Consider the following 19,183-nt stretch of genomic DNA (forward strand, 5'->3'; position numbering starts at 1 on the left):
GAAGGGTTGCACGGTTCCGCAGAGTTATTTTTTTCTACAGCGCATGCCGCACATACCGCTCCGCGACCTCCGTGAGGAGTTCGACGCCGTCCCGCTGCCAGAGGTCGTCGTTGAACAGCTCCACCTCGATAGGGCCCGAGTAGCCCGCCGCGTCGACCCGTTCGCGCCAGGCGCGCAGGTTGATCGCGCCGTCACCGAGCTGGCCGCGCCCGTTCAGCACCCCGGCCGGGAGCGGTGTCGTCCAGTCGGCGAGCTGGAAGGTGAAGATGCGCTCCGCGGCACGGACGACCGCCGCGGGGGCCCGGTCGTCCCACCAGATGTGGTACGTGTCCACGGCCACCCCGACCTGGTCGGCGGGGAACCGTTCCGCGAGGTCGAGCGCCTGGTCGAGGGTGGAGACCACACAGCGGTCGGAGGCGAACATCGGGTGCAGCGGCTCGATGGCCAGCCTGACCCCGCGCTCCGCCGCGTACGGCGCCAGCTCCCCCAGCGCGTCCGCGATGCGCTCCCGCGCCCCGTGGAGGTCCTTGCTGCCCTCGGGGAGGCCGCCGGAGACCAGCACCAGGGTGTCCGTGCCCAGGGCCGCCGCCTCGTCGACGGCGGCGCGGTTGTCGGCCAGCGCCTCGGCCCGCCGGACCGGATCGATCGCGGTGAGGAATCCGCCCCGGCAGAGCGTGGTGACCACGAGCCCGGCGTCCCGTACGAGCTTGGCCGCGGCCTCGGTCCCGTACGCCTGGACGGGCTCGCGCCACAGCCCTACACCCGGCACCCCGAGCCGTACACAGGTCTCGGTCAGCTCGGGCAGGCCGAGCTGCCTGACCGTCATCTGGTTGATGCTGAAGCGCGACAGATCGCCCGGGGATGATGTGTTCAACGGTGCGCTCACTGTTCCACTCCGCCCACGCTGAGCAGGGATTTCATCCTGGCCTCGGCGACGGAGGGGTCCGGGAACAGCCCGAGCCCGTCGGCGAGTTCGTACGCCCGCGCGAGGTGCGGCAGCGAGCGCGCCGACTGGAGGCCGCCGACCATCGTGAAGTGGTCCTGGTGGCCGGCCAGCCAGGCGAGGAGAACCACACCGGTCTTGTAGAAGCGGGTGGGCGTCCGGAAAAGGTGACGGGACAGTTCGACCGTGGGGTCGAGGAGTTCCCGGAACCCCTTCGTGTCGCCGGTGTCCAGGACCCGTACGGCCGCCGCCGCCAGCGGCCCCAGCGGGTCGAAGATGCCGAGCAGCGCGTGGCTGAAGCCCTGGTCGTCGCCCGCGATCAGCTCGGGGTAGTTGAAGTCGTCGCCCGTGTAGCAGCGCACACCCTTGGGCAGCCGGCGGCGCAGCTCGATCTCGCGCTCGGCGTCCAGCAGGGAGATCTTGATGCCGTCGACCTTGTCGGGGTGATCGGAGATGACCTGGAGGAAGGTCTCGGTGGCCGCGTCGAGATCGGCGCTGCCCCAGTAGCCGTCCAGAGCGGGGTCGAACATCGGCCCGAGCCAGTGCAGTACGACCGGTTCCGACGCCTGACGCAGCAGGTGGGCATAGAGGTCCAGGTAGTCGTCAGGGGTGGTCGCGGCGGCGGCCAGGGCACGGGACGCCATCAGGATGGCCTGTGAGCCGGTGTCCTCGACGAGCGTCAGCTGCTCCTCGTACGCGGCCCTGACCTCAGCCAGTGAACGGCGGCCCGGCGCGAGCTGGTCGGTGCCCACGCCGCACGCGATCCGGCCGCCGACCGCCTTCGCCTCGGCGGCGGAGCGGCGGATCAGCTCGGCCGCCCCCGCCCAGTCCAGCCCCATGCCGCGCTGCGCGGTGTCCATGGCCTCGGCGACCCCGAGACCGTGCGACCACAGGTGGCGGCGGAAGGCGAGGGTGGCGTCCCAGTCGACGGCCGCGGGACCGTCGGGGCTGATGTCCGCGTACGGGTCGGCGACGACATGGGCGGCGGAGAAGACCCTACGGGAGGCGAGGGCGGTCCCGCCCTCCGTACCGGCCACTACGAAGGCGGCCGGTTCCGAACGGGGCGTATAGGGGCGCGTTCCGCCCCCTGGGGAAGGGAGCCGGATGGTCACAGCGTCAGCTCCGGTACGTCGAAGCGACGGCCCTCGGCCGAGGAACGGAGCCCCAGTTCGGCGAGTTGCACGCCGCGCGCGCCCGCGAGGAGGTCCCAGTGGTACGGCTCGTCGAGAACGACGTGGCGCAGGAACAGCTCCCACTGTGCCTTGAATCCGTTGTCGAACTCCCCGTTGTCCGGTACTTCCTGCCACTGGTCGCGGAAGGACTCGGTGGCGGGGAGGTCGGGGTTCCAGACCGGCTTGGGAGTGGCGCTGCGGTGCTGGACCCGGCAGCGGCGCAGCCCGGCGACGGCCGAGCCGTGGGTCCCGTCGACCTGGAACTCGACGAGTTCGTCGCGGTTGACGCGGACGGCCCAGGAGGAGTTGATCTGTGCGACGGCGCCACTGTCCAGCTCGAAGATGCCGTACGCGGCGTCGTCGGCGGTCGCGGCGTACGGCTTGCCGTGCTCGTCCCAGCGCTGCGGGATGTGCGTGGTGATGTGTGCCTGGACGCTGGCCACGCGCCCGAACAGCTCGTGCAGGACGTACTCCCAGTGGGGGAACATGTCGACGGTGATGCCGCCGCCGTCCTCGGCGCGGTAGTTCCAGGAGGGGCGCTGGGCGTCCTGCCAGTCGCCCTCGAAGACCCAGTAGCCGAACTCTCCCCTGATGGAGAGGATCTCGCCGAAGAACCCGCCGTCGATGAGGCGCTTCAGCTTGAGCAGTCCCGGCAGGAAGATCTTGTCCTGGACGACGCCGTGCTTGATCCCGGCGGTGCGGGCCAGCCGGGCCAGCTCCATGGCGCCTTCGAGGTCCGTCGCGGTCGGCTTCTCGGCGTAGATGTGCTTGCCCGCGTCGATCGCGTTCTTGATGGCCGCCACGCGGGCGGAGGTGACCTGGGCGTCGAAGTAGATGTCGATCGTGTCGTCCTCCAGGACGGCGTCGAGATCGGTCGACCACTCTGTGAGGCCGTGCCGTTCGGCGATCTCCTTGAGGGCGTGTTCCCTGCGGCCGACGAGGACGGGCTCGGGCCACAGCGTCTCGCCGCCCCCGAGGTCGAGCCCGCCCTGTTCACGGAGGGCGAGGATGGAGCGCAGCAGGTGCTGTCGGTATCCCATCCGCCCGGTGACGCCGTTCATGGCGATCCGCACTGTCCTGCGTGTCACGAAGTTCCCTCCATATGGCCGTGGCAGCCGTCGCGAGCGATGGACCGTATGGCCGCTGGCTGTAGCAAGCGCTTTCTATCCGGTAAGAAGCTAGCCTGCGACAGCGGTCGGGACAAGAGCCCGGCCCGATCACCGCTCCAACCCATCCGTACCCCTCGGAGGAATGCGATGACAGTCACCCTGGCGGATGTGGCGGCGCGCGCCCGGGTGTCACCCGCCACCGTCTCGCGCGTACTGAACGGCAACTACCCGGTCGCCGCCGCCACTCGGGAACGGGTGCTGCGGGCGGTCGACGACCTGGACTACGTGCTGAACGGCCCGGCCAGCTCTCTCGCCGCCGCCACCTCGGACCTGGTGGGCATCCTCGTCAACGACATCGCGGACCCGTTCTTCGGGATCATGGCGGGGGCGGCGCAGACCGAGATCGGCGGACAGGAGGGGACCGGGCGCGCGGGCGGCGAGAAGCTGGCCGTCGTCTGCAACACGGGCGGATCACCCGAGCGCGAACTGACCTATCTGACCCTGCTCCAGCGCCAGCGCGCCGCCGCGGTCGTGCTCACCGGCGGGGCGCTCGAAGACCCGGACCACATCGCCGCGATGACCACGAAGCTGGCGAAACTCGCGGACGCCGGGACCCGGGTGGTGCTGTGCGGACGGCCACCGCTGCCGGGCAGCGACGCGGCCGTCGCCTCGCTGGCCTTCGACAACCGGGGCGGCGGGCGCCGGCTGACGGAACACCTGCTGGCGCTGGGGCACCGGAGGATCGGCTACGTCGCCGGACCGATGGAGCGTACGACGACCCGGCACCGGCTGGAGGGACACCGGGCGGCACTCGCGGCCGCGGGGGCGTGGGACGGTGCCGACGGCGCGGGGAGCGCCGGCGGGGAGCCGGATCCGCTGACCGTGCACGGCCCGTACACCCGCCGGTCGGGGTACGAGGCGACGCTGGAACTGCTGCGGCGCGCGCCGGACCTCACGGCGGTGGTCGCGGCGAACGACACGGTGGCGCTGGGCGCGTGCGCCGCGGTGCGCGAGCGGGGGCTGCGGATCCCGGAGGACATCTCGGTGGCGGGCTTCGACGACCTGCCGTTCTCGGTGGACGCCACCCCGGCGCTGACGACCGTACGGCTGCCGCTGTACGAGGCGGGCGCACGGGCGGGCCGGCTGGCGATGGGCACGGAGACGCCGCCGCCGGGCGGGATCACCACGATCTCGGCGGAGCTGATGGCACGGGCGTCGACGGCACCACCGCGGGCGGACTGAGACGGGGACCGCACGGCCGCACGTGCGAGCGCGGGCGCGGGCGCGCGGAATGGCGGATGGGCAGCCGGGCGGCCGGGCGCGCGGGCCGGCAGGGCTGCGGACGGGCTGCCTGCCGACGGGCGGGGGCGAGGAGCGGCGGACCTATAGGGCGCGGCTGATTGGCGAGTGGACGCCAAAGTACCGAGAAGGCTTGCCGGGCACCGGCGGCCGGGCCTAGCGTTGACTCAGTCAAAGATCGGGGGCCGGCGAGCGTCCGGAGATGGGGTTGCCATGGCTGTGCAGGAAATGCGTGAGTTCAACCGCTTTTACACGAATCTGATCGGTGCGCTCGACTACGGCAAGCACCTGTACACGCCGTACACCCTCACCGAGTCACGGGTGCTGTACGAGCTGGCGCACGCACCGCGGACCGACGCGGCCGATCTGCGGGCCGAGCTGTCGCTCGACGCGGGATATCTGAGCAGGCTGCTGACCAAGTTCGAGCGGGACGGCCTGGTCGGCCGGGCGCCCTCCGAGGAGGACGCGCGGCGGCAGCGGATCACTCTCACCTCGCGGGGGCGCGAAACCGCGGAGTTGCTGGACGAGCGCTCGCGGGAGGCCGTGGGCACGCTGCTCGACCGGGTCGAGCCCGGGCGCCGCCCCGAGCTCGCCGACGCGATGCGTACGGTACGGGACATCCTCGGCACGGACAGGAGCAAAGCCGCCGGCAGGCGGGGCGCGGCCGTCCTGCGCGAGCCCGCGCCGGGCGAGCTGGGCTGGATCGTGCAGCGCCACGGCGCGGTGTACGCGGCGGAGTACGGCTTCAACACGGAGTTCGAAGGGCTCGTCGCCCGGATCGTCGCGGACTTCGCCCAGAACCACGACCCACGGCTGGAGCGGGTGTGGGTCGCCGAGCTGGACGGCATACCGGTGGGCTCGATCATGTGCGTGCGGGACGACGAGCCGGGCATACGGGGTGATGACGGCGGGCCGGTGACCGCCAGACTCCGTCTGCTTCTGGTCGAGCCCGAGGCACGGGGCCACGGGCTGGGCGAACGCCTGATCGGCGCGGTGGTGGATTTCGCCCGCTCGGCGGGGTACGAGGAACTGACCCTCTGGACCAATGACATCCTCTCCGCCGCCCGCGCCCTCTATCAGCGCGCCGGATTCACCCTCGTCGCAGAGCAACAGCACCACTCGTACGGGGCGGACCTGATAGGCCAGGACTGGCACCTTCTGCTCAAGGAAGGAGCCGCCACCCGCCAGAAAGGAACACCACAGTGAAGTTCGCTTTCTCCACCCTCGGAATCCCGGGCCTGCCCATCCCCGAGGTCGTCGCCCTCGCCGCCGCCTCCGGCTATCAGGGAGTCGAGCTGCGGACCCATCCGGAGGAACCGGTGCACCGGGGCATGGGCCGCCGCGACCGCGCCCTCGTGGTCGAGGAGTTCGAGCGGGCCGGCATCGAGATAGTGGGGCTGGCCGGGTACGCCCGGGTGGCCAAGGCGGACGTGGACGAGGACCAGTTGCGCCAGGAGCTGGAGGAACTGCTCTCGCTGGCACGGGATCTCGGTGCCCCGTTCATCCGGGTCTTCCCCGGCGGCGGCGACCAGACCGCCGACGAGGCGGACACCCTGGCGGCGCGGCGGCTGGCCGCGGCCGCGGAGACGGCCACGGACTACGGCGTACGGATCCTGCTGGAGACCCATGACTCGCACCGCACGGGCAAGGACGCGGCGCGCGTGCTGGGCCCGGTCGGACACCAGCAGGTGGGGGTGGTCTGGGACGTGATGCACACCTGGCTGGGCGGCGAGTCCCCGATCACCACCCACGGCATACTCGCCCCGCACCTGGGCTACGTCCAGGTGAAGGACATCGCCTCTGCCGAGGACAAGACGCCGCTCCCCCTGGGAGCCGGGGTGCTGCCGCTGGGCGAGTGCCTGGCCCTGCTCGACGACAGCACCTGGGTCTGCTGGGAGTACGAGAAGCGCTGGTACCCACAGGCGGCGGACCTCCCCGCCCTGCTGGCGCCCGGGCGGGCCTATCTGGAGGGGCTGATACGCGAGCACCGGAGGGGCTGACGCGCAAGAACCGCTGAGCGGCGACCGGCCTGCGGTCAGGCGCCCGTTGTCGAGCCCGGCCGGATGATCATCAGGATGGTGACCACCGCCCACAGCAGGTTGAAGATGCCGGTGAACATGGCGAGTTGAGCCGTCGCGGACCTCGGCACAGCAATCGGGTTCTCGTCCCCCGCGGCGGGCGGGACGGAGCCGCCGGAGGCGGCGGGGGCGAGGCTCCCGGCGGGGGTCGCCATCTCCAGGAGGGCGCTCTGGCGCGGAAGGACCAACGCCCCCAGGACCACCGCCGCCACGAGGGTCAGGGCCATGGAGACGATCAGCCAGGTGTCTCCCAGGACGCCCATGTTCTTCGCCGTGGCCAAACCGAAGACGGGGACGGCGACGCCGGCCACCGCGTACACGCGGCAGATGCGGTGCAGCACGGTGACGTTCGCCCAGGCGTCCCGGTCGCCCGGTGCGGCGCTCGCGCGGCGGACGGCGGGCGGGAACATGCTGGCCGCCACCGTGACCGGGCCTATGGCGATGATCGCCGCGATGACGTGCAGGGAGAGGAGGAGCTTGGTCATGACTGTGGTCCGTCGGATGTGGCCGGCGAGCGCCGGGGCGGTGGGTGCGGGTCGAGCAGGGTGGGCGGAGTGGGCGGAGTGGGCGGGCGCCTTCGCCGCGTCAGGGGCCTGCACGGCCGACGGGGCGCCGCTGCCGACGCTAGTCAGCCGCCGGAACCCCGGACAGTGGCCGGAGTGCCAGGTGTCAACGGATTCCTGCCACGCCACCGGAGGCGCCGGGAGCACCCGGGGCAGAAGGGGCGCTCAGCGCAGAAGGCGCGACCGGGGTACCCGGAGGTGGCGACAATCCGTTGGCCCTCTACATTCCTGCCATGCACACCTTGGCTGTCCTCGCGCTCGACGGAGTCATCGCCTTCGACCTCGCCACCCCCATCGAGGTCTTCTCCCGTACCCGGCTGCCCGACGGCAGCGCCGCCTACGAGGTGCGAATCTGCGCCGCGGGCGGCGCGGGCGAGGAGGTCGACGCCGGGGCCTTCACACTGCGGGCACCGTGGGGGCTGGAGGCGCTTGCCGAGGCCGACACGATCGTGCTCCCGGGGCTCGCCGATCCGACCGCGCCCGTGCCCGAGGAAGTCCTGGAGGCGCTGCGGCGGGCGGCGGCCGGGGGCACTCGTATCGCCTCGATCTGCGCCGGGGCGTTCACGCTCGCCGCCACCGGGCTGCTGGACGGGCTGCGGGCCACCACGCACTGGGCCGCCGCCCCGAAGCTGGCCGAGCGGTATCCCGCGGTCGAGGTGGACGCCGCGGTGCTGTACGTGGACAACGGGCAGTTCCTGACCTCGGCCGGGGCCGCCGCGGGGCTCGACCTCTGTCTCCATCTCATCCGGCGGGACCACGGTTCCGCCGTGGCGGCCGACGCCGCGCGGCTGTCCGTGATGCCGCTCGAACGCGACGGCGGGCAGGCCCAGTTCATCGTCCACCCCCGGCCCCCGACGCCTCAGGGGTCGGCCCTGGAACCACTGCTGCACTGGCTGGAGGAGAACGCGGGACAGGATCTGACGCTCGACGACATCGCCGACCGGGCCGGCATGAGCACCCGTACCCTCAACCGGCGCTTCCGCGAGCAGACCGGGACCACGCCGCTCCAATGGCTGCACCGGGCCCGGATCCGTGAGGCGCAGTATCTGCTGGAGACGACCGGGCACCCTGTCGACCGGATCGCCACGCGGGTCGGCTTCGGCTCGCCGACCGCCTTCCGTGATCGTTTCAAGCGCCTCGTGGGGACGAGCCCGCACGCGTACCGACACGCGTTCCGGCGGACACCGGAGGCCGCGGGCCCGCCCGTCCGCGGCAGCGGCAGCGGCAGCGGCAGCGGCAGCGGCAGCGGCAGCGGCAGCAGGACTGTCGCCGTCGCCGGCTCCGTCGAACCGGCCTCGACCGTGTAGCGGCCGTACGGATCCGCCGATGGTTGAATTGAGCATTGCTTACGTTTTTGTCGTTTTGTCGATGATTCCGCTTCCCGGGAGGCGACCATGCTCGATCTGGCCCGGCTGCGCGCCCTGCACGCCGTCTCCGTGCACGGCTCCGTGGCGGCCGCCGCCTCCGCCCTCGGCTACACCCCCTCGGCCGTGTCGCAGCAGATCACCAAGTTGGAGCGGGAGACCCGTACGACCCTGTTGGAGCGGCGCGGGCGCGGGGTCGCGCTCACGGACGAGGCCCGGCATCTCGCCGCCACCGCCGAGGAACTCCTCGCCATCGTCGAGCGCGCCGAGACCTCCCTGGAGGAGCGCAGGGGACAGCCGACCGGGCGGCTCGTCGTCGGCGCGTTCGCCACCTCGGCGCGCGGGCTGCTCCCCGGCGTACTGGCGGAGCTGGCCACGCTCCACCCCACCCTCGACGTCCGGCTCCGTGAGATCGACCCGCACCTCTCCGTCGACCTGGTCGCCCGGGGCGCCCTCGACCTCGCCGTCGCCCACGACTGGGACATCGCCCCGCTGCCCGCCCCCGAGGGGGTGGAGCAGGCGGTCATCGGGGAGGACCCCTGCGACCTGCTCGTCCACGCCTCACATCCACTGGCGGCGCGTTCCTCCATACGCAGGGAGGAGCTGTCGGGCGAGCGCTGGATCTGCCAGCCGCCGGGCACGGTCTGCCACGACTGGCTGGTCCGCACACTGCGGGCGGCCGGCTGCGAGCCGGATCTCGCGCACCAGGCCGAGGAGACCCACACCCAGCTCGCCCTGGTGGCGGCGGGGCTCGGCGTCGCCATGCTCCCCCGGCTGGGGCGCGGGCCGCTGCCCGAGGGGGTACGGGCGGTCACCCTGGACCCGGTTCCGATGCGCCGGCTGTACGCCCTGTGGCGCACCGGCGCCGCGCGACGCCCGGCCGTCACGGCGGCGGTGGACGCGTTGCGGCGCCACTGGCCGAGCGTCGCCGCCCTTGCCGCCCCCGCCACCCCTGCCGCCTCTGCCGCCCCCGCTGCCGTACCGGCACCGGTGACGCAGGCCCCGTAGGGCTCGCTGAACGGCTTGGGTGGCAGATCTCTTGACCGGCAGTTACTTTCCGGATAACCGTGAATCCCTGGAAGTTTCCTTCACTTCCCTCGCAGCACACGGCCGGAAGGAGCACCTGTGCACGACCGGACCATCTCCAGACGCACCCTCCTCACCGCAACCGCCGTAGCGGCGGCTGCCGTTACCACCACAGCCGCCGCCACTCCCCCCGTCGCCGCCCGCACCCCCGCCGCCACCCGCGACCGGCTCCGCCGCCTCGTCGCCCGGATGAGCCTGGAGGAGAAGGTCGGCCAGCTCTTCGTCATGCGGGTGTACGGGCACTCCGCCACCGCTCCCGACCAGGCCGACATCGACGCCAACCTCGCCGAGATCGGCGTCCGCACCGCCGCCGAGCTGATCTCCACGTACCACGTCGGCGGCATCATCTACTTCGCCTGGGCCCACAACACCCGCGATCCGCACCAGATCGCCGGGCTCTCCAACGGCATCCAGCGGGCCGGCCTGGCCCAGCGCACCCCCGTGCCGCTCCTCGTCGCCACCGACCAGGAGCACGGCATCGTCGCCCGGGTCGGCAAGCCCGCCACCCTGCTGCCGGGTGCGATGGCGCTCGGCGCCTCCCGTTCGCGCTCCGCCGCCCGCGAGGCCGCCCGGATCGCCGGGGCGGAGCTGGCCGCGATGGGGATCAACCAGAACTACGCGCCCGACGCCGACGTCAACGTCAACCCGGCCAACCCGGTCATCGGGGTACGGTCCTTCGGCGCCGACCCGCAGGCCGTGGCCGGGATGGTCGCCGCCCAGGTGACGGGGTATCAGAGCGCGGGGATCGCCACCGCCGCCAAGCACTTCCCGGGCCACGGCGACACGAAGGACGACAGCCACTACTCCCTCCCCACGATCCATCACACGCTCGCGCAGTGGACGGAACTGGACGCCCCGCCGTTCCGCGCGGCGATCGCCGCCGGTGTCACCTCGATCATGACCGCGCACATCGTCGTCCCGGCCCTCGACCCGAGCGAGGACCCGGCGACCCTCTCCCGCCCCATCGTCACCGGCGTCCTACGCGAACAGCTCGGCTACGACGGGGTGGTAGTCACCGACGCGCTCGGCATGGAGGGCGTACGGCAGAAGTACGGCGACGCCCGCGTCCCGGTCCTCGCCCTCCAGGCGGGCGTGGACCAGCTGCTCAACCCGCCGCATCTCGACCTCGCCTGGAACGCGGTCCTGACGGCGGTCAAGGACGGCGAACTCTCCGTCCGCCGCATCGAGGAATCGGTTCTGCGGATCCTCGAACTCAAGGAGCGGCTCGGGCTGTTCCGCGATCCGTACGTCACCGGCCGCGACGTGGACCGTACGGTCGGCACCCGCGCCCACCTCGCCGCCGCCGACCGGATCGCCGACACCACGACCACCCTGCTCACCAACGAGCGCGGCCTGCTGCCGCTGAGCCGCCGCCGGGAGCGGAACGTCCTGGTCGTCGGCGCCGATCCGGCCTCGCCCTCCGGGACGACCGGGCCGCCGACCACGGTCCTCGCCACCGCCCTGAACGAGCTGGGCTTCAGCGCCACGGCACTGTCCACGGGTACGGCGCCGACCACCGCGAAGATCGACGAGGCGGTGGCGGGCGCGCGGGGCAAGGACGCGGTCGTGGTCGCCACGTACAACGTCTCGGCCACCAGCTCCCAGCGCACGCTGGTCAGCGCGCTGGCCGCGACCGGGGTGCCGGTCGTGACGGTCGCGATCCGCAACCCGTACGACATCGCGCGGCTCTCCGGCGTCGCCGCCTCCCTCGCCACGTACTCCTGGACGGATGTCGAACTGCGCGGCGCGGCGCGGGTGATCGCGGGCCGCGTCCGGCCCAGGGGGCTGCTGCCCGTGCCCGTACAGCACGCGGACGATCCGGCGCGGGTGCTGTACCCGATCGGCCATGGGCTGAGTTACTGACGGCGTGGCGGAGACGGAACGTGGGGTGCGCGGCCGGTGGTTGACGGCCGGGCACCCCACATCCATGAGCTCAAGGCCTCACGGGCCTAAGGCCTCACGGTCCTAACGCCGCACGGGCCTAAGGCTTTACGGGCTTACGGGCTTACGGGCTTACGGGCGCAGCGCGTGCTCCCGCTGCACCTTCTGCCTGTCGAGCTTGCTGTCGAACGGCGCCAGCGGCTTCGCCTTCGCCGCGTCCTTCTGGACCGCGGCCGGGGCGACGCCCGCCCACTCCAGGATCCTGGCCGTCGCCTTCGCCTGCTCGTCGGGCACGAGACCGGCGACATTGGCACCGTGGTTGGCACCCGGCGCCACGTACACGTAGCTGTCGCGCGCGCCCTTGCCCAGGCGGAAGGGCTCGGCACCCCACGGGTCGTTCTGTCCGTACACGAACAGCATCTGGTTCGCGTGGTGGCGGACCCAGCTGTCGACGGCGGGCATCGCCAGCGGGTTGAACCGCATCGGGATGGAGCGCGGCACGAAGTTCCGCGGCGGCTGGTACCCGTACCGGCTCAGCTTGCCCAGGTGCGGCAGCTTGATGGTGGGCGAGCCGAGCTCGGTACCCGCCTGGTAGTAGTACGGCGTGTACGGCTCCAGCCCCTGGTCCGTGTAGAAGGAGAACCCGGAGATCGAGTCGATGATGTCGTAGATCTCCTGGTCGGAGGCGGTGGCCGGCGGGATGTACTGGCAGTCCGACTCCGAGCTGTACTGCCAGAAGGCCCAGACGAAGTCGAGGACCACGGCTTCGTACGCCCGGTCGAGCGAGCCGACCGTCGTGAAGGTCGCGCCCTCGGCCTCCGCCCACTCCTGGTAGCGCCGCTCCAGCGGCACGCGCCGGACGAGCGCCTCGCGCTGCACGGCGTTGAGCCGGTCGCGGCACTCCTTGGTGCCCACGCGCTCGAAGAACCGGTCGTACGCCGAGTCCTCCTTGTTGATCACGTCGTTGGGCGCGACGTACGCGACGACGCCGTCCATGTCGCGCGGGTAGAAGCGCTCGTAGTACGTGGCGGTCATGCCGCCCTTGGAACCGCCCGTGGCGAGCCACTTCTTGTCGTAGATCTTCTTCAGCGCGGTGAAGATCCGGTGCTGGTCACTGGCCGCCTGCCAGATCGTCAGCTTCGACCAGTCGGCCGGCTGCGGCCGGGACGGGGTGAAGAAGCGGTACTCCAGGGAGACCTGGTTGCCGTCGACGATCCGGGTCGGCTCGCTGCGGCTCGGGTTGGTGGAGACGTTGTAGCCGCTGGTGAAGAAGACCGTGGGGCGGCTGGTGTCCTTGTGCAGCAGAGTGAGGCGCTGCTGGAAGGTGCCCTTGGACGGATTCCGGTGATCGACCGGCTGCGTGTAGTTGAGAACGAAGTAGCGGTACCCCTCGTACGGCTTCTCCTGGATCAGGCTCATCCCCGGGATCGCGAGGATACGGTCCTTGATGTCGGTGGCGGCGGTGGCCGCTTCCGGTGCGGCCGCGGTGGCCGTGGCGGCGTTGGCCGTGGCCACGCTTGCCGTGGTCACGGTGCCTATGACCAGTACGAGCGACAACACCCATCTCAGCGCCTTGCGCATTCACGCTCCCTGTGTTCATGACAGACGCCGTGAACTTAACCGGATCGGCACCCGACCCGCCAGACCCGCACCTCCCGGTCTGACGGCCGGTCACCCCCCGGACGCGGAGCAGCGGGAGGTCCGCGGGGTCAGCAGAGGATCCAGCCCGTGGAGCCCTTCTTCCCCGAGACCACGCCGGAGGCCCGTACGCAGCGGTTCAGCGCGTGCACCGTGACCGGCCCCGCCTGACGTGTGTAACTCCCGCTGTCCACCACGGGGTTCCCGCCGCGCGGCTGGAGACTGACCGACATGGCGCGCTTCTTGCCCGGGTTCTTGGCGACGGTGAGCGCACAGGCGTACCCGCGCGCCTTGTAGATGCGCAGCTCGCCGGTGGCGAAGGCCACCGTCTTCTCCGGCCGCCCCGAACAGACGGACGCGGCCTCGGCGCCCTGCGCGCCGGAGGCACCCACCACGAGGGCGCCTGTGGCGGTCAGCGTCACGAGGCCGTGCAGCAGCACCTTGGGCACCCTGCCGCCGCCGTTGAATCCGAACACCCATTCCCCCAAGCGTTGTCATGCGTACGTACGTACGACGCCCCGGGCGGTCCGGATGGTTGCAGGAGCGTGCGGGAGCCACGGCGGTCCCGTAGGCCGCGGCGGTCCTGCAAGCCGCGGTGGACTCGTAGGTCGCGGCGGTCCTGTAGGCCACGGCGGGCTTGCAGGTCACCGCGGCCGCGCGTCCGGCCGGGCGCCTCACGAGACGACCGCGGGCTCCTCCTCCCCGATGAAGCTCCGCCACAGCCGCGTGTACCGGCCGTCCAGCGCGAGCAGTTCCTCGTGCGTGCCGTCCTCCACGACCTGCCCATGGTCCATGACGATCACCCGGTCCGCGCGCGCCGCCGTCGTCAGCCGGTGCGCGACAATCAGGGTGGTGCGCGCGCGAGCGCTCGATGAGGGGTGGTGGCCGGGCGACGGGTGGGCCGTACGGCGCCCCGCGAGCCGGTCGGTCGCCTGGTTGACCAGCGCCTCGCTGGCCAGGTCCAGGGCGGCGGTCGCCTCGTCCAGCAGCAGGATGTCCGGGTCGACCAGTTCGGCGCGGGCGAGGGCGATGAGCTGGCGCTGCCCGGCGGAGAGGTTGCGGCCGCGCTCGGCGACCTCGTGCAGATAGCCGCCGTCCAGGGTGGCGATCATCTCGTGCGCGCCGACCGCGCGCGCCGCGGCCTCCACCTCCGCGTCGGTCGCCTCGGGGCGCCCGTACGCGATGGCGTCGCGGACCGTACCGACGAAGAGGTACGCCTCCTGCGGGACGACGCCGAGCCGGCGCCGGTACGCCGTCAGGTCCAGGTCGCGCAGATCGGTACCGTCGGCCGTGACCCGGCCACCGGTCGGGTCGTAGAACCGCGCGACCAGTTTGACGAGCGTCGACTTGCCGGCGCCGGTCTCGCCGACGAAGGCGACGGTCTGCCCGGCCGGTATGCGCAGGTCGACCCCGCTGAGGGCGGCCTCCCCCGAACCGCCGGATGTGACGCCGCCCGCTGTCACATCGCCCGCCGTCGCATCGGCCACCGTTCCGGCATCGACCTCCTCGCCCTGGTACGCGAAGTGGACGTCCTCGAAGGTGAGCTCCCCGCGCAGCGACAGCACGTCGAGGGCCTTCTTCGGGGCCGCCGTCGACGTCGGCTCCCGCAGCAGCTCCTGGATCCGGCCGAGCGAGACGGTCGCCTGCTGGTAGCCGTCGAAGACCTGCGAGAGCTGCTGCACGGGTGCGAAGAACAGGTCGATGTAGAGGAGGTACGCGACCAGCGCGCCCGTCGTCAGCGTCCCCGCCTCCACCCGGCCCGCGCCCACGATCAGCACGGCCGCCGCCGCCACCGACGACAGGAGCTGGACGAAGGGGAAGTAGACCGATATCAGCCACTGGCCGCGCACCCGGGCCGCGCGGTAGTGGTCGCTGCGGCCGGCGAAGCGCTCGCCGCTGTCGCCCTCGCGCCGGAACGCCTGCACGATGCGCAGCCCGGACACCGACTCCTGGAGGTCGGCGTTGACGACACTGATGCGCTCGCGCGCGAGTTCGTACGCCTGGACGCTCTTGCGGCGGAAGAAGACCGTACCGATGATCAGCACGGGCAGCGTCGCGAAGACGACGAGCGCCAGCTCCAGGTCGATCACGAGCAGGACGACGAGGATGCCGACGAAGGTGACGACGGAGACGAACGCGGTGACCAGCCCGGTCTGCAGGAACGTCGACAGGGCGTCGACGTCGGTGGTCATCCGGGTCATGATGCGGCCGGTCAGCTCGCGCTCGTAGTAGTCGAGTCCGAGCCGTTGGAGCTGCGCGAAGATCTTCAGGCGCAGGGAGTAGAGAATCCTCTCCCCGGTGCGGCCGGTCTTCCGCATCTCGCCGATCTGGGCCGCCCACTGGACCAGCACGGTCAGCAGGCCGAGCGAGGCGGCCACCCATACCGCGCCGAGCGCGAGCTGTTCGACGCCCTGGTCGATGCCGTGCCGGATGAGGACCGGCAGCAGCAGCCCCATCCCGGCGTCCACGGCGACCAGGGCCAGGCTGGCCAGCAGCGGCAGTCCGAAGCCGCGCAGCAGCCTGCGCAGCCCGTACGACTCCTCGGCGGCGACGGCGCGCGCCTCGTCGACCTCGGGGACATCGGTGGCCGGGGGCAGCGCCGCGACCTGGGCGAGCAGTTCGGGGGTGGCGCCGGCGTCGGCCGGGGCACCGGCGGCGAGTTCGTCCCGTACCCACAGGGCGGGGGTGACGCCGCGCTCCGCGTCGAACTCGGCGTCGATCTCCTGCTGGACCTGCTGGAGGGCGAGGTCGTCCGCCGGGCAGCCGTCCGTCACCGGACAGCCGTCCTTCGTACGCGCCGATGACGGCGACGGCCCCGCCGCCGGCCGAGAGGCCTCGGGCGCGCCCGCGTCCGGCGTTCCCACCGCCGACATGCCCGCGTCCGGCGTTCCCACCGCCGACATGCCCGCGTCCGACGTGCCCGCGTCCGGCGCGGCGGCGTCGCGGGCGCCTCCCGGTGAGGTGGAGCCCAGTTCGTCGGGCTCGGTCAGCAGCCGCCGGTAGAGGGCGGAGCGTTCCTGGAGTTCCTCGTGCGTACCGACATCCGAGAGGCGTCCCGCGTCCAGTACGGCGATCCGGTCGGCCAGGCCGAGCGTGGAGCGGCGGTGGGCGATGAGCAGCGTCGTGCGCCCGGCCATCACCGCGCGCAGCGCCTCGTGGATCTCGTGCTCCACCCGGGAGTCGACGGCCGAGGTGGCGTCGTCCAGGACGAGCAGCCGGGGGTCGGTGAGGATCGCGCGGGCGAGGGCGATGCGCTGGCGCTGGCCGCCCGAGAGCGTGAGGCCCTGCTCGCCGACCTTGGTGCCGTAGCCGCCGGGCAGTTCGCTGATGAAGCCGTGGGCCTGGGCGGCGCGGGTGGCCCGGAAGATCTCCTCGTCGGTGGCGTCGGGTTTGCCGTACGCGATGTTGGCGCGGACCGTGTCGGAGAAGAGGAAGCTGTCCTCGGGCACGAGGCCGATCGCGGCGCGCAGCGAGGCGAGGGTGAGTTCGCGGACGTCCCGGCCGCCGACGAGGACGGCGCCGTGGGTCACGTCGTAGAAGCGGGGCAGCAGAAGCGAGAGCGTGGACTTGCCGCTGCCGGAGGCGCCGACGACGGCGACGGTCTCACCGGGGGCCAGCTCCAGCGAGAAGCCGTCGAGGACGGGGCGGCCGTCCTCGTACGCGAAGGACACGTCGTCGAACTCGACCGACGCCTCCGCGTCGGCCGGCAGCTCCTTCGCCCCGTCCTGGAGGGTGGGTTCGGTGTCGATCAGCTCCAGTACGCGTTCCACCCCGGCCCGCGCCTGCTGGCCGACGGTCAGGACCATGGCGAGCATCCTGACGGGGCCGACGAGCTGGGCCAGATAGGTGGAGAAGGCGACGAACGTGCCGAGGGTGATCTGCCCCCGGGTGGCCAGCCAGCCGCCGAGCGCGAGCATCGCGACCTGCCCGAGCGCGGGGACCGCCTGGAGCGCGGGGGTGTAGCGGGCGTTGAGCCGGATGGTCCGCAGCCGGCCGGCGAACAGCTTGCGCCCGGCCTCGCGGAGCTTCCCGGTCTCCTGGTCCTCCTGGCCGAAGCCCTTGACGACGCGGACGCCGGAGACGGCGCCGTCCACGACACCGGCGACGGCACCGGCCTGCGACTGGGCGTACCAGGTGGCCGGGTGCAGCTTGGTACGGCTGCGGCGGGCTATGTACCAGAGGGCGGGCGCGACGGCCAGGGCTATCAGGGTCAGCGGCGGCGACAGCCACGCCATGATCGCCAGGGACATCAGGAAGAGCAGGACGTTGCCGATGGTCATCGGCAGCATGAAGAGCAGCCCCTGGATGAGCTGGAGGTCGCTGGTGGCGCGACCGATGACCTGCCCGGTGGAGAGGGTGTCCTGACGGCGCCCGTCGAGCCGGGAGATGGTGGCGTACATCTCCGTACGGAGGTCGTGCTGGACGTCGAGGGCGAGCCGTCCGCCGTAGTACCGGCGGATGTAGGTGGCCACGTAGACGACGAGCGCGGCGACGACGAGCAGCCCGGTCCAAACGTACAGCGAGCGGTCTCCCGCGCCGATCACGTCGTCGATGACGACCTTGGTGATCAGCGGGACGAGGGCCATCACCGCCATGCCGGCCAGCGACGATCCGAGCGCGAGAATCACATTGCGCCGATACCGCCACGCGTACCCGGCCAGCCGCCGTGCCCAGCCCTGCTCCGCCGACCCGCCCGCCACTGCTGCCTCCTGTCGCCCGGACGCCGTCGGGACGTCCTGATCTGCCGGAATGCACCAACGCGGGCGAGAGCGGATTTCATCCCTCCGCAACAAATACCGGTCTCCGGTCCTAGACCTGACCTAGGACCGGAGACTCGCACATAAGTTCGCACCGGGGGCCGGGGGTCGCGTCAAGGGACCGCAAGGGACCTCCAGTCGATCACCCAGCGGCGCGGAAGCGTCAGCGCGTCGCCGGAACGGCCTCCCTCGCCGCCTTCTCCGGGGTCGCCGGAACGGCCTCGTACGGCGTCTGCGGTACGGAGTGGACGGCGGCCCCCGTCTTCGCCGCCACGGGGTTGAGGTCCTTGTGGACCGCCTTCGCGACGGCCTGGATGGTGTTGACGCCGTCGTTCATCGTCTTGTTGTCGTGGGTGAGCACGCTGATCGTGTAGTCGTGCCCCTTGCCGGTGAACGCGCCGACGCTGTGCACGCGCCAGCCATGGGTGGAGCGGGAGAGCCAGCCGTTCTTGAGCTGGACGGTGGCGGTCGCCGGGGCCCCGGCGGGCACGCCCCAGCGCTGGGAGGCGACGACCTTGCGCATCCGCTCCAGGATGAAGGCGCGCGAGTTGTCGCTGAGCACGGTGTTCTTCGCGGTGATCAGGGCGAGCAGCTTCTGCTCGTCCCGGGCGGTGATCTGGGTGAGGCCCCAGTATCCGCCCGTGCCGGGGACGGTCAGGGTCATGCCGGCCGCCTTGAGGAAGCCCTTGATCTTCGTCAGGCCGAGCTGCTTCCACAAGGTGGTGGTGGCCGCGTTGTCCGACTTGGTGATCATGGCCGTGGAGAGGTCGACCTCACGCTGGGTCAGATAGCGGTTGGTCTTCTTCGCGTCCCAGAGCAGGGTGGCGAGGACGGTCACCTTGACCACGCTGGCGGAGTCGTACTTCTGCGTCGCCCGCAGGGTGCAGGTCGTCTTCGTCGTACGGTCGAAGACACCGACGGCGGTCGTGGACGCTCTGTTCTTGAGCGCCGCGGTGATGTCCTTGGTGAGCCGGTCGGCGAGCCCCGCCTTCCCCGAGGTGCAGACGACGGCGGGCGCGGCCGCGGCGGCGGGCGCGGCTCCCGCCACGGCCGCGACCGGAACGAGCACGCCCGCGGCGAGCGCCACGGAGAGCGCCCCACGGGCCCGCCGCCGGGAGGAGAAACCCGTTCCCGGACGCTGTCCTGGTGCTGATGTCCACTGCTGGGTCATGTCGGGTCCCGTCCCCCTGGATGTCGGCGAACGCGCCCCGCGGCACGCTCACTGACACATGACTCACCAGCGTCGGCGAATGGTTGTACGGGGCCGGGTCACACTTGCGGACAAGCGGGACC

General features: G+C 71.8%; 14 protein-coding genes. 6 read left to right on the top strand and 8 right to left on the bottom strand.

What is annotated here, in order from left to right:
* Positions 1-34 precede the first annotated feature (34 nt).
* From AB0P17_RS25945 to AB0P17_RS25955, 3 genes are read right to left on the bottom strand one after another with little or no spacing between them, the layout of a single operon-like run.
* A complete protein-coding gene (locus AB0P17_RS25945; RefSeq protein ID WP_365814368.1) occupies positions 35-826 on the bottom strand; it encodes a sugar phosphate isomerase/epimerase family protein in 792 nt (263 codons plus the stop codon).
* Between the two features lie 56 nt (positions 827-882).
* Positions 883-2,055, bottom strand: a complete 1,173-nt coding sequence (locus tag AB0P17_RS25950; protein ID WP_365814322.1) for a dihydrodipicolinate synthase family protein — start codon at positions 2,053-2,055, stop codon at positions 883-885.
* The gene (locus AB0P17_RS25955) at positions 2,052-3,203 is read right to left on the bottom strand and encodes a Gfo/Idh/MocA family oxidoreductase (RefSeq protein WP_365814323.1); all 1,152 of its coding nucleotides are present in this window, start codon (positions 3,201-3,203) and stop codon (positions 2,052-2,054) included. The genes AB0P17_RS25950 and AB0P17_RS25955 overlap by 4 nt, the downstream gene beginning before the upstream one ends.
* 168 nt (positions 3,204-3,371) lie before the next feature.
* Here AB0P17_RS25955 and AB0P17_RS25960 point away from each other — a divergent pair, with 168 nt between their 5' ends.
* The 3 genes from AB0P17_RS25960 to AB0P17_RS25970 all read left to right on the top strand — a co-directional run bounded on the left by AB0P17_RS25960 (position 3,372) and on the right by AB0P17_RS25970 (position 6,523).
* The gene (locus tag AB0P17_RS25960; RefSeq protein WP_365814324.1) at positions 3,372-4,466 is read left to right on the top strand and encodes a LacI family DNA-binding transcriptional regulator; all 1,095 of its coding nucleotides are present in this window, start codon (positions 3,372-3,374) and stop codon (positions 4,464-4,466) included.
* Between the two features lie 270 nt (positions 4,467-4,736).
* The gene (locus tag AB0P17_RS25965; RefSeq protein ID WP_365814325.1) at positions 4,737-5,729 is read left to right on the top strand and encodes a helix-turn-helix domain-containing GNAT family N-acetyltransferase; all 993 of its coding nucleotides are present in this window, start codon (positions 4,737-4,739) and stop codon (positions 5,727-5,729) included.
* Positions 5,726-6,523: a sugar phosphate isomerase/epimerase family protein gene (locus AB0P17_RS25970; protein ID WP_365814326.1), complete on the top strand. Its 798-nt coding sequence runs from the start codon at positions 5,726-5,728 to the stop codon at positions 6,521-6,523. Before AB0P17_RS25965 ends, AB0P17_RS25970 begins: the two co-directional genes overlap by 4 nt.
* Positions 6,524-6,558: 35 nt before the next feature.
* Here the strand turns inward: AB0P17_RS25970 and AB0P17_RS25975 are convergent, their stop codons facing one another.
* A complete protein-coding gene (locus AB0P17_RS25975) occupies positions 6,559-7,086 on the bottom strand; it encodes a hypothetical protein (protein WP_365814327.1) in 528 nt (175 codons plus the stop codon).
* A gap of 311 nt (positions 7,087-7,397) precedes the next feature.
* On the opposite strand from AB0P17_RS25975, the gene AB0P17_RS25980 reads away from it, so the two are divergent.
* The 3 genes from AB0P17_RS25980 (at position 7,398) to AB0P17_RS25990 (ending at position 11,477) form a co-directional block, all read left to right on the top strand.
* Positions 7,398-8,471: a helix-turn-helix domain-containing protein gene (locus AB0P17_RS25980; protein WP_365814328.1), complete on the top strand. Its 1,074-nt coding sequence runs from the start codon at positions 7,398-7,400 to the stop codon at positions 8,469-8,471.
* A gap of 87 nt (positions 8,472-8,558) precedes the next feature.
* The gene (locus AB0P17_RS25985) at positions 8,559-9,536 is read left to right on the top strand and encodes a LysR family transcriptional regulator (RefSeq protein WP_365814329.1); all 978 of its coding nucleotides are present in this window, start codon (positions 8,559-8,561) and stop codon (positions 9,534-9,536) included.
* A gap of 117 nt (positions 9,537-9,653) precedes the next feature.
* The gene (locus AB0P17_RS25990; RefSeq protein WP_365814330.1) at positions 9,654-11,477 is read left to right on the top strand and encodes a glycoside hydrolase family 3 protein; all 1,824 of its coding nucleotides are present in this window, start codon (positions 9,654-9,656) and stop codon (positions 11,475-11,477) included.
* 150 nt (positions 11,478-11,627) lie between these two features.
* On the opposite strand, the gene AB0P17_RS25995 is transcribed toward AB0P17_RS25990, so the two are convergent.
* The 4 genes from AB0P17_RS25995 to AB0P17_RS26010 form a co-directional block, all read right to left on the bottom strand.
* Positions 11,628-13,076: a S28 family serine protease gene (locus tag AB0P17_RS25995; RefSeq protein ID WP_365814331.1), complete on the bottom strand. Its 1,449-nt coding sequence runs from the start codon at positions 13,074-13,076 to the stop codon at positions 11,628-11,630.
* Positions 13,077-13,204: 128 nt separating this feature from the next.
* Positions 13,205-13,555: a hypothetical protein gene (locus AB0P17_RS26000; protein ID WP_365814369.1), complete on the bottom strand. Its 351-nt coding sequence runs from the start codon at positions 13,553-13,555 to the stop codon at positions 13,205-13,207.
* Between the two features lie 252 nt (positions 13,556-13,807).
* Positions 13,808-17,833, bottom strand: coding sequence for an ABC transporter transmembrane domain-containing protein (locus AB0P17_RS26005; protein ID WP_365814332.1), 4,026 nt, complete (start codon positions 17,831-17,833; stop codon positions 13,808-13,810).
* A 220-nt stretch (positions 17,834-18,053) separates the two neighbouring features.
* A complete protein-coding gene (locus AB0P17_RS26010) occupies positions 18,054-19,061 on the bottom strand; it encodes a serine hydrolase (RefSeq protein WP_365814333.1) in 1,008 nt (335 codons plus the stop codon).
* Positions 19,062-19,183: the final 122 nt, after the last annotated feature.

The sequence above is a fragment of the Streptomyces sp. NPDC088124 genome, assembly GCF_040685895.1.
Lineage (GTDB): Bacteria > Actinomycetota > Actinomycetes > Streptomycetales > Streptomycetaceae > Streptomyces.

What these genes read in the sequence shown, in the direction of transcription:
- AB0P17_RS25980 (WP_365814328.1), top strand. Translation starts at nt 7,398, where the DNA reads ATGCACACCTTGGCTGTCCTCGCGCTCGACGGAGTCATCGCCTTCGAC.
- AB0P17_RS25995 (WP_365814331.1), bottom strand. Translation starts at nt 13,076, where the DNA reads ATGCGCAAGGCGCTGAGATGGGTGTTGTCGCTCGTACTGGTCATAGGC.
- AB0P17_RS25945 (WP_365814368.1), bottom strand. Translation starts at nt 826, where the DNA reads ATGACGGTCAGGCAGCTCGGCCTGCCCGAGCTGACCGAGACCTGTGTA.
- AB0P17_RS26010 (WP_365814333.1), bottom strand. Translation starts at nt 19,061, where the DNA reads ATGACCCAGCAGTGGACATCAGCACCAGGACAGCGTCCGGGAACGGGT.
- AB0P17_RS25975 (WP_365814327.1), bottom strand. Translation starts at nt 7,086, where the DNA reads ATGACCAAGCTCCTCCTCTCCCTGCACGTCATCGCGGCGATCATCGCC.
- AB0P17_RS25960 (WP_365814324.1), top strand. Translation starts at nt 3,372, where the DNA reads ATGACAGTCACCCTGGCGGATGTGGCGGCGCGCGCCCGGGTGTCACCC.
- AB0P17_RS25985 (WP_365814329.1), top strand. Translation starts at nt 8,559, where the DNA reads ATGCTCGATCTGGCCCGGCTGCGCGCCCTGCACGCCGTCTCCGTGCAC.
- AB0P17_RS25965 (WP_365814325.1), top strand. Translation starts at nt 4,737, where the DNA reads ATGGCTGTGCAGGAAATGCGTGAGTTCAACCGCTTTTACACGAATCTG.